Below are 9999 nucleotides of genomic sequence, written 5' to 3' on the forward strand. Positions count from 1 at the left end.
AGCGGCTGGCGCTGGTCGCCGATGGCGGGAAGCCGTTTCTCCCCCACCTCGCGCAGGGCGTATGCCGCGGCGATGCGTCCGGCCAGGTGCTCCGCCTGCCGCTTGCGGCCCCACCCGGTCAGGCTGGCGTGATAAGGCAGCCAGAACAGATCTTCAGGCTGGAAAGTCGCCGGGTCGAAGTCGATCTGCTGGATGGTATAGCCGGCCAGAGGCAAAACGGTGCGATGGTGGCGCATAGGGTAAGGTTACCGCGGTTGCCCCCGCCCTTTGTCCAGCAAGGGCGGGGGAGGGAGAACCCGCTATCAGAAGTGGGTGTTGACGCTCAGGTACCAGGTGCGGCCCGATTCATTGTAGGTCTCGGCGCCGGCGCCGTACATCGTGCCGGTGGCGCCCCCGGTGGTCTGGGCGTTGCCCGCGCGCCAGTGGCGCTTATCGAAGACGTTATCCACGCCGCCGGTCAGACTGACGTATTTGGTGACGTCCCAGGTCGCGCTCAGGCCGAGGATGCTGTAGGGGCTAACCTCGTTCTTCTCGCTGCCGGTGACCGGTTGACCCTTGTAGTTGTACTTCTTCGGCTCCTGCTTGCCGTACCAGGTGAAGGTCGACTGCAGCGAAACGTCATCGCGAACCTGCCAGCTCAGGGTGGAGTTCAGCGTGTATTCCGGGATAATCGACAGACGATCGCCGGTCTTTTTGTTCTTACTCTGCAGCATATAGGTGATGTTGTTGGTCCAGTTGACGGTCTCGCTCACCGGAACGTTCAACGTCCCCTCCAGACCTTCCACCACCGCTTTCGGCACGTTTTCCCACTGGTAGAGATCGGTACCTTTATTGTTTTGATAGACCGGGGCATAGCCCGCTTCAATCTTGTTGCGGTAGTCGTTGCGGAACCAGGTGACGCCCGCCAGCCAGCCGTCGCGTTTAAACTCGAGGCCAATCTCTTTGTTGATGCTGGTCTCGGCTTTTAAGTCGTCGTTACCCTGCAGATAGCAGCCGTCTTTACTGGCGTAGCAGCCCTGGCCTTTACTGTAGAGAATGTAGTTCGGGTTGGTCTGATACAGGCTCGGCGCTTTATAGGCGCGGGCGATGCCCATCTTCAGCGTGAAGTCATCCCACAGGCCCTGCGACAGGTTGAGGGACGGGCTCCAGTTATTGCCGACAATGCTGTGATGATCGAAACGCAGCGCCGGGGTCAGCATGGTGGTGTCGGTCAGCTCCATGTTGTTCTCAGCGAACAGCGAGAAGATTTCCGCCTGCGAGTACGGGCTGCGGCCGGTGCTGTCGTAGCCCGGAATTTCGCCGCCCGACAGCGCCTGGGTATTGGACGCGTTATCCTTCATCCGCTGCTGGTTCCACTCGCTGCCCAGCGTCAGGTTCTGATTAACCAGATAGTCGAAGGGAATGCTGACTTCGCTGTGCAGCATCACATCCGCCAGATCGATATCCGTGAACTGGTTGCTGTTAAAGATCCCCTCGGTGCCGCCGGCCAGGCCTTCGCCTTTGCGCGAGTTGCGGGTGCGTTCGTACTGCGCCCAGTTGCTGGTGGTCACCCCGTTGTCCCAGGCGCCGTTCCAGGTAACCGAGTAGGTGTTGCGATACAGACGGTTGGTCTCTTTGCCGTAGTTCTCTTTTACCAGGTCGTTGGAGTTGGTGTTCTGGGTATCGCCGGCGTAGAGGTTGCCCTGGCGGCTGTAGCCGGCCTCAAACTCCAGCGACTGCATCGGAGCGAATTCCCAGCGCACCAGACCATCGATGTTTTTGTTTTTCACCCCTTCGCGCCCGGCCGGCAGAGTATCGGCATAGATCCCGGTACGCTCGGACTGATGGCCCTGGTTGATATCCCAGGCGTCAGCCTGCGTTTTGTCGAGGTTACCGAACAGGCGGAAGCTAAAATCGCCGCCCAGCGGGCCGCTGAGGCTGAAGTTAGTGCGTTTGGTGGAGCCTTCATCCTTGTGCTCCGGGGCGTTCATATAGGTGTTCCATGAGCCGTGCCACTCATCGCCGGTTTTTTTGGTGATGATATTCACCACGCCGCCGGCGGCGCCGTTGCCGTAGCGGGCGGCGGCCGGGCCGCGAATCACTTCGATACGTTCGATCATCTCCGGCGGCACCCAGCTGGTATCGCCGCGGGTGTCGCGCTCGCCGCGCCAGCCAAGGCGCACGGAGTTGCGGCTGGTGACCGGCTTGCCGTCGATCAGGATCAGGGTATTTTCCGGGCCCATGCCGCGGATATCAATCTGGCGGTTGTTGCCGCGCTGGCCGCTGGTGGAGTTGCCGGTCAGGTTGACCCCCGGCATGGTGCGAATGATCTCCGAGACGTCGCGCGCCGGGGGGCGTTTGCGGATCTCATCGGCGGTGATGGTGGAGACGCCCGGCGCCTGCAGGTTCTGCTCGGCGGCGGTGACCACCATGGTCTCTTCAGCGGCGCTGTTTTTATCGTCGGTGGCGGTTTCCGCTGCGCTTAACGGAAAAGCAACCCCGTAAATTCCCAGATTGACCAGCAAGGCCAGGGATTTGATCCTGTTATTCATTGTTATTCCTGCTTTTTGTCGCCACGTTCCCCAAACGCCCCTTCCCACCGGGAGGGGAGGCGGCATAAATGTTGCCAAAAGCGGGCAAAGGCACTCCGTCGCTGGCTGAATAAGCCCGATTTGACATGTTCTGATGAAAGACGCGCTTCCCACGGCGCGCTAATACGCTATTGCAAATGCAAATAGTTATCAATAATATTATCAATAAATAATGACAATTAATTAAAAAAGTCACGCTATACATAGGGTTAATGACAGAATGTTAAGGACAGGAAGCGAGGAGTGGTGGCAAACCCTGCGGGGGCCGCAGTGCCGCGCAGTGGATGACGCCATCGAGGTAACGTTCTGGTGGCGGGACCCGGCGGGGGATGAAACCTGCTCTCCCCATCGTCGGGTATGGCTCTATATCACCGGCGTGACCGACCACCATCAGAATGCGCGGCCGCAATCGCTGCAACGTCTCCCCGGGACCGACGCCTGGTTCTGGCGCACTACGCTGTCGCCGACCTGGCGCGGCAGCTACTGTTTTATTCCCTCCGACCGTGACGATGATTTTTCCCCTGAGGTGTTCAGCGCTGATGCGCCCGACCGCGCGCTGCTACGCGAAGGCTGGCGCAAACTGCTGCCGCGGGCGATAGCCGATCCGCTGAACCCGCACAGCTGGCGGGGCGGACGCGGCCATGGCGTGTCCGCCCTGGAGATGCCGCAGGCCCCCGCGCAGCCCGGCTGGGACCCGCTTAATGAGGCGCATCCTGCCGCCCGTTGCCTTGAGTGGCGCAGCGCGCGTCTGGGCAACCATCGCCGGGTCTGGATCTACACCACCGGCGAGGCTGTCGACCCGCAAACGCGGCCGCTGGCGATCCTGCTCGACGGCCAGTTCTGGGCCGAGAGCATGCCGGTGTGGTCGCCGCTGGCCGCCCTGACCCGCGAGGGGAGACTGCCGCCGGCGGTCTACCTGCTGATCGACGCGATCGACAACCAGCGCCGCGGGGTTGAGCTGCCCTGTCACCGCGATTTCTGGCTGGCGGTGCAGGAGGAGCTCCTGCCGCTGGTCCACGGCTATGCCCCGTTCAGCGACCGCCCGGATCGGACGGTGGTGGCCGGGCAAAGCTTCGGCGGTCTGGCGGCGATGTTCGCCGCTCTCAACTGGCCGCAGCGCTTTGGCTGCGTGCTCAGCCAGTCAGGCTCCTACTGGTGGCCGCACCGTGATGGCCGCGGGACGGGCTTTATCGGCGAACAGCTTCGCCAGGGTGAGGTGTCCGCGGCCGGGCTGCGCGTCTGGCTGGAAGCGGGCCAACGCGAACCGATCATTTTTCGCGCGAACCAGGCGCTACTGGCGCAACTCACCACAACACAGCAGACGATTTTCTGGCGTCAGGTTGACGGCGGGCATGATGCGCTTTGCTGGCGCGGCGGGCTGACGGCAGGGCTTATCCAGCTCTGGCAGCCTCTGCTGTCGCACCCTTAGCATCGCGTTTTACGACAGGAGTTTGATATGCAATTCAGTAACCCCTTCGACAACCCGCAAGGGCAGTTTTACATTCTGCGCAATGATCAGCAGCAGTACAGCCTGTGGCCGGCGCACTGCGACCTGCCTGCCGGCTGGGCGGTGGTGTGCCCCCCGCAGTCGGCCGAGGCCTGCAACGCCTGGCTGGCGGCCAACTGGTCAACCCTGACCCCCGCCCATCATGCGTCATAAGGAGCTGACAATGACCACTCGTTTACCGTTGGTTGCCGCGCAGCCGGGGATCTGGATGGCCGAGCGCCTCTCCACTCTGCCAGGCGCCTGGAGCGTAGCCCACTATGTTGAACTGCGCGGCGCCCTCGACCCGACGCTGCTGGGAAAAGCGATTGTCGCCGGTCTGCAGCAGGCGGACACCCTCAGCCTGCGCTTTGAGGAAGAGGAGGGGGAAGTCTGGCAGTGGGTGGCGGCCGACCGCACCTTTGGCGAACCGTCGATCATTGACCTGCGGACGGCGCCGGATCCGCATCGCGCCGCTACGGAGCGGATGCAGGCGGATCTGGCGCAGGATCTGCGCGTCGACGGCGGCAACCCGCTGGTGTGCCATCAGCTGCTGCGCGTCGGCGACGACCGCTGGTACTGGTATCAGCGTTATCACCACTTGCTGGTGGATGGCTTCAGCTTCCCGGCGATAACCCGGCAGATCGCCGCCATTTACCGCGCCTGGCAGCGGGGGGAAGCCACTCCTGAGTCGCCTTTCACCCCCTTCGCCGAGGTGGTGGACGAGTACCAGCGCTACGCCGGCAGCGAGGCCTGGCAGCGGGATAAAGCTTTCTGGCAGGCCCAGCGCCAGGCGTTACCGGCGCCTGCCTCACTCTCTGCCGCGCCGCTGGGCGGGCGCGCCGCCGGGAGCGATATCTGGCGGATGAAGCTGGAGATGAACGCCGACGCCTTCCGCCGCCTGGCCAGCCATGCGCCGCAGTGTCAGCCCGCTGACCTGGCGCTGGCGCTCACCACGCTGTGGCTGGGCCGCCTGTGCAACCGGATGGACTACGCGGCGGGCTTTATCTTTATGCGTCGGATGGGTTCAGCCGCGCTGACCTCGACGGGGCCGGTGCTCAATGTCCTGCCTCTGGCGGTGCATATTGACGCCCGGGAGACGCTGGCGGACCTGGCGATGCGCCTCGCCGCTCAGCTGAAAAAGATGCGCCGCCATCAGCGCTATGACGCCGAGCAGATCGTCCGCGACAGCGGCAAAGCGGCAGGGGACGAACCGCTGTTCGGCCCGGTGCTGAACGTCAAAGTCTTTGATTACCAGCTGGATATCGATGGTGTGCAGGCAGTGACCCACACCCTCGCCACCGGCCCGGTCAACGATCTCGAGCTGGCGCTGTTCCCGGATGAGACCGGCGGGCTGTCGCTGGAGATCCTCGCCAACAAGGCCCGGTACGACGAAGCCGAGCTCCGTCGCCACATGGCGCGACTGACCGCGCTGCTGGCGCAGTTCGCCGCCGATCCGACGCTGCGCTGCGGCGAAGCAGAGATGCTCTCCGCCGACGAGCTGGCCCGGCTGGCGGCGGTCAACGATACCGCTGTGCCGCTGCCTGCCACCACCCTCAGCGCGCTGGTGGCCGACCAGGCGCGGAAGACCCCGGATGCGCCGGCGCTGGCGGACGCCCGCTGGCAGTTCAGCTATCGCGAGATGCGTCAGCAGGTGGTGGCGCTCGCGCAGCTGCTGCGTCAGCGCGGCGTGAAGCCTGGGGACAGCGTGGCGGTGGCCCTGCCGCGCTCGGTGTTCCTGACCCTGGCGCTGCACGGCATTGTCGAAGCGGGGGCCGCCTGGCTGCCGCTGGACACCGGCTACCCGGACGACCGCCTGCGGATGATGCTGGAAGACGCCCGGCCGTCGCTGCTGATCGCCACGGAGGATCAACTGGCCCGCTTCAGCGATATTCCGGGGCTGGAAAGCCTCTGCTACCAGCAGCCGCTGGCCGCCGGGGATGACGCGCCGCTGGCGCTGTCAAAACCAGACCATACCGCCTACATCATCTTTACCTCCGGCTCCACCGGGCGGCCGAAAGGGGTGATGGTCGGCCAGACCGCCATCGTCAACCGCCTGCTGTGGATGCAGGATCGCTATCCGTTATCTGCCGACGACGTGGTGGCGCAGAAAACGCCGTGCAGTTTCGACGTGTCGGTGTGGGAATTCTGGTGGCCGTTTATCGCCGGCGCGCAGCTGGTGATGGCCGAGCCGGAGGCGCACCGCGACCCGCAGGCGATGCAGCAGTTCTTCGCCCGCTACGGCGTGACCACCACCCACTTTGTGCCGTCGATGCTGGCGGCGTTTGTCGCCTCGCTGGATGCCGACAGCGTCGCTGCCTGCCGCACGCTGCGGCGGGTATTCTGCAGCGGCGAAGCGCTGCCGACGGAATTGTGCCGCGAGTGGGAGCGCTTGACCGGCGCGCCGCTGCATAACCTGTACGGCCCGACGGAGGCGGCGGTGGACGTCAGCTGGTATCCGGCCTGCGGCCCTGAGCTGGCGGCCGTGACCGGCAGCAGCGTGCCGATTGGCTGGCCGGTGTGGAACACCGGGCTGCGCATTCTCGATGCCGCGATGCGCCCGGTACCGCCGGGGGTGGCGGGGGATCTTTATCTCACCGGCATCCAGCTGGCGCAGGGCTATCTGGGGCGCCCGGATCTCACCGCCAGCCGCTTTATCGCCGACCCGTTTGCCCCCGGCGAGCGGATGTATCGCACCGGCGACGTGGCGCGCTGGCTGGCGAACGGCGCGGTGGAGTACCTTGGCCGCAGCGACGATCAGCTGAAGATCCGCGGGCAGCGCATCGAGCTTGGCGAGATTGATCGGGTGATGTCGGCCCTGCCGGACGTGGGGCAGGCGGTGAGTCACGCCTGCGTCTTCAACCAGGCGGCGGCGACCGGCGGCGATGCCCGACAGCTGGTGGGCTATCTGGTCTCTGACTCCGGCCTGCCGCTGGATACCGCGGCGCTGAAAGCGCGGCTGGCGGAACAGCTGCCGCCGCATATGGTGCCGGTGGTGCTGATGCAGCTCGCTGAGCTGCCGCTGAGCGCCAACGGCAAACTGGACCGCAAAGCGCTGCCGCTGCCGACCCTCGGCGGCGAGCGCAGCGGTCGGCCGCCGGAGCCCGGCATGGAAACTCTTGTCGCCGCCGCCTTCAGCCAGCTGCTGGGCTGCGAGGTGAACGATATCGACGCCGATTTCTTCGCCCTTGGCGGTCATTCGCTACTGGCGATGCGCCTGGCGGCACAGCTCAGCCGCCAGCTGGCGCGGCAGGTGACCCCGGGGCAGGTGATGGTGGCCTCGACGGTGGGCAAACTGAGCGCGCTGCTGGCCGCCGATCTCAGCGATGAGCAGGCCCAGCGCCTGGGGCTGGATACGCTTCTGCCGCTGCGCGAGAGCGACGGCCCGACGCTGTTCTGCTTCCATCCCGCCTCCGGCTTCGCCTGGCAGTTCAGCGTGCTGGCGCGCTATCTCAGCCCGCGCTGGTCGATTACCGGTATTCAGTCGCCGCGCCCGCAGGGGCCGATGGCCAGCGCCGCCAGCCTCGACGAGGTGTGCGAGCATCATCTGCGCACGCTGCTGGCGCAGCAGCCGCACGGCCCTTATTACCTGTTCGGGTATTCGCTGGGCGGCACCTTAGCCCAGGGGATTGCCGCCCGCTTGCGCCAGCGCGGCGAAGCGGTGGCCTTCCTCGGCCTGCTGGATACCTGGCCGCCGGAGACGCAAAACTGGGCAGAGAAAGAGGCCAACGGGCTGGATCCCGAGGTACTGGCGGAGATCGACCGCGAGCGCGAAGCATTCCTCGCCGCCCAGCAGGGGCAAGCCTCCGGCGAGCTGTTCAGCGCCATCGAAGGCAACTATGCCGATGCGGTGCGGCTGTTAACTTCTGCCCACAGCGCGAAGTTTGACGGCAAGGCGACGCTGTTCGTGGCGGAGAAGACGCGGCAGGAGGGGATGGATCCGCAGGTCGTATGGGGCCCGTGGGTGGGGGAACTGGAGGTGTTCAGCCAGAACTGCGCCCACGTCGATATCATCTCCCCGCAGGCCTTTGAGGCCATCGGTCCGGTGGTCAGGGAGATTCTGGGGTAACGGTTGAGTTCGGGCTACAGCAGGTAGCCCGGCTCAGCGTAGCGCAAGCCGGGGAAAGAGGAGATTACCGGCGGCCCAGCGGGACCACCAGCGGCGTATGCGCCACCGGATCTTCAATGATCGTGCAGCGCAGACCGTAAATCCGTTCAATCAGATCGGCGGTGACGATCTCCTTCGGCGCCCCCTCGGCGACGATCCTGCCGTCGCGCAGGGCGATCAGGTGGGTGGCGTAGCGGCAGGCCTGGTTAAGATCGTGCAGCACCGCCGCCAGGGTATAGCCCTTCTCGCGATTCAGCTCGCTCAACAGTTCCAGCAGGTCGATCTGATGGCTGATGTCCAGCCAGGTGGTCGGCTCATCCAGCAGCATAATCGCCGTTTCCTGGGCCAGCACCATCGCAATCCACGCCCGCTGCCGCTGGCCGCCGGAAAGCGTGTCGACGCTCTGCAGCGCCAGATCGCTGATCCCGGTCGCCCGCATCGCCTTGTTCACCGCCTCTTCATCTTCTTTGCGCCAGCGGGTAAACAGCGGCTGGTGCGGATAGCGCCCGCGGGCCACCAGTTCCTGCACCGTGATATCGCCAGGGGTGGTGGCATTCTGCGCCAGCAGCCCGATGCGGCGGGCAACCTCTTTACTGGCGTACTGCTGGATCTGCGCGCCGTCGAGCCAGACGTGGCCGCTGGCGGGCGTCATCAGGCGACTGAGGGTGCGCAATAGCGTCGACTTGCCGCAGCCGTTGGGGCCAATAATGGCGGTGAAGTGACCGTCAGGGATGGTCACGTTCAGCGACTCGGCGATGGTCTTGTTCCCGTAGGCCAGGGTTAACTGCTCGCCGCGCAAACGGGAGGGGACAGCACTCATTTTTTGCGGGACTCCTGAATCAACAATGCAATAAGGTAAATACCGCCGAGGCTGACGGTTAACACGCCAACCGGCAGCTGCCACGGCATAAACAGCCGTTGGGCGCCGTAATCGGCCAGCGCCAGCAGCAGCGCGCCGCACAGGGCCGACTGGGTCAGTCCCCAGCGGGCCGTGCCGCTCAGGCGGCGGGCGATATGCGGCGCCACCAGCGCGATAAATGAGATCGGCCCGGCCAGCGCCGTCGAGGCGGCGGTGAGCACCACCGCCACCAGCATCAGCAGCAGGCGCGAACGCTCGACCTGCACCCCCAGCGCGCAGGCGGTATCGTCGCCCATCTCCAGCAGCCGCATCCGGCGAACCAGCAGGGCGCTGCCCACCAGCATCAGCAGGATCAGCGGCGCCGACGGCCAGGTTTTACCCCACGTCAGGCCATTAAGCGATCCGGCGTTCCACAGGCCCGCAGAAAGGGCGGTCTCCAGCGAGGCGCGCAGCAGCAGCCAGGTGTTGAATGCCACCAGCATGGCGCGCACGCCGATGCCGATAATGATCAGGCGGAAGGTTTCGATCCCGTTGCGCCAGGCCAGCAGCCAGACCACCAGCGAGGTCAGCACCCCGCCGGCCATCGCCGCCAGGGCGATCGCCGTCAGGTTCTGGCCGAAGAGGACCATCGCCACCAGCACGCCGCTCCAGGCGCCGGTGTTAAAGCCCATCACGTCCGGGCTGCCGAGCGGGTTACGGGTCAGCGACTGGAAAATGGCGCCGCTGACGCCGAGCGCGGCGCCGATGAGCAGCGCCATTAACACCCGCGGCAGCCGCCATTCGTTCACCACCATCGCGACGTTGCGCGGCGCATCGCCGAACAGCGCCGAGAACACCTGGTCAATCGTCAGGGGCACCGGGCCTTGCGCCAGCCCGAGCAGGGAAATCAGCAGGCTGGCGGCCATTAGCAGCAGACAGCTGGCTATCAGGCGGCGGGACGGGGCAATCTGGGCCGCCTGTGCAACCGGATGGACTACGC

Annotated in this window: 6 protein-coding genes and 1 pseudogene; 3 read left to right on the plus strand and 4 right to left on the minus strand. The window is 65.1% G+C overall.

Going from position 1 to position 9999, the window contains the following annotated elements; genetic code table 11:
- Together BHE81_RS28820 and fepA are read right to left on the minus strand one after the other, a co-directional pair.
- Nucleotides 1-236: pseudogene (locus BHE81_RS28820) on the minus strand (enterobactin synthase subunit EntD); the annotation flags it as partial.
- Between the two features lie 66 nt (nucleotides 237-302).
- Nucleotides 303-2531 carry a siderophore enterobactin receptor FepA gene (fepA, locus tag BHE81_RS18945; protein WP_021441403.1) on the minus strand — a complete coding sequence of 743 codons (2229 nt, stop codon included), beginning with the start codon at nucleotides 2529-2531 and terminating at the stop codon, nucleotides 303-305.
- Between the two features lie 259 nt (nucleotides 2532-2790).
- On the opposite strand from fepA, the gene fes reads away from it, so the two are divergent.
- Genes fes through entF form a run of 3 tightly spaced genes read left to right on the plus strand, consistent with a single transcriptional unit; the run spans nucleotide 2791 to nucleotide 8122 of the window.
- Nucleotides 2791-3999: an enterochelin esterase gene (gene fes / locus BHE81_RS18950; protein ID WP_004176920.1), complete on the plus strand. Its 1209-nt coding sequence runs from the start codon at nucleotides 2791-2793 to the stop codon at nucleotides 3997-3999.
- Between the two features lie 27 nt (nucleotides 4000-4026).
- The gene (locus tag BHE81_RS18955; protein WP_004178967.1) at nucleotides 4027-4230 is read left to right on the plus strand and encodes an MbtH family protein; all 204 of its coding nucleotides are present in this window, start codon (nucleotides 4027-4029) and stop codon (nucleotides 4228-4230) included.
- 10 nt (nucleotides 4231-4240) lie between these two features.
- Nucleotides 4241-8122, plus strand: a complete 3882-nt coding sequence (gene entF / locus BHE81_RS18960) for an enterobactin non-ribosomal peptide synthetase EntF (protein WP_023302191.1) — start codon at nucleotides 4241-4243, stop codon at nucleotides 8120-8122.
- A 64-nt stretch (nucleotides 8123-8186) separates the two neighbouring features.
- Here entF and fepC read toward each other — a convergent pair whose 3' ends face one another.
- The gene (fepC, locus tag BHE81_RS18965; RefSeq protein ID WP_002893737.1) at nucleotides 8187-8981 is read right to left on the minus strand and encodes an iron-enterobactin ABC transporter ATP-binding protein; all 795 of its coding nucleotides are present in this window, start codon (nucleotides 8979-8981) and stop codon (nucleotides 8187-8189) included.
- Complete coding sequence (gene fepG / locus BHE81_RS18970) at nucleotides 8978-9925, minus strand: iron-enterobactin ABC transporter permease (protein ID WP_023159215.1); 948 nt, start codon at nucleotides 9923-9925, stop codon at nucleotides 8978-8980. The genes fepC and fepG overlap by 4 nt, the downstream gene beginning before the upstream one ends.
- Between the last annotated feature and the right edge of the window lie 74 nt (nucleotides 9926-9999).

It is taken from the genome of Klebsiella sp. AqSCr (genome assembly GCF_008452795.1).
Taxonomy (GTDB): Bacteria; Pseudomonadota; Gammaproteobacteria; order Enterobacterales; family Enterobacteriaceae; genus Klebsiella; species Klebsiella pneumoniae.

Coding starts and splice junctions, on each gene's coding strand:
- fepA (WP_021441403.1), bottom strand. CDS start 2,531: ATGAATAACAGGATCAAATCCCTGGCCTTGCTGGTCAATCTGGGAATT.
- fes (WP_004176920.1), top strand. CDS start 2,791: ATGTTAAGGACAGGAAGCGAGGAGTGGTGGCAAACCCTGCGGGGGCCG.
- BHE81_RS18955 (WP_004178967.1), top strand. CDS start 4,027: ATGCAATTCAGTAACCCCTTCGACAACCCGCAAGGGCAGTTTTACATT.
- entF (WP_023302191.1), top strand. CDS start 4,241: ATGACCACTCGTTTACCGTTGGTTGCCGCGCAGCCGGGGATCTGGATG.
- fepC (WP_002893737.1), bottom strand. CDS start 8,981: ATGAGTGCTGTCCCCTCCCGTTTGCGCGGCGAGCAGTTAACCCTGGCC.
- fepG (WP_023159215.1), bottom strand. CDS start 9,925: ATGGCCGCCAGCCTGCTGATTTCCCTGCTCGGGCTGGCGCAAGGCCCG.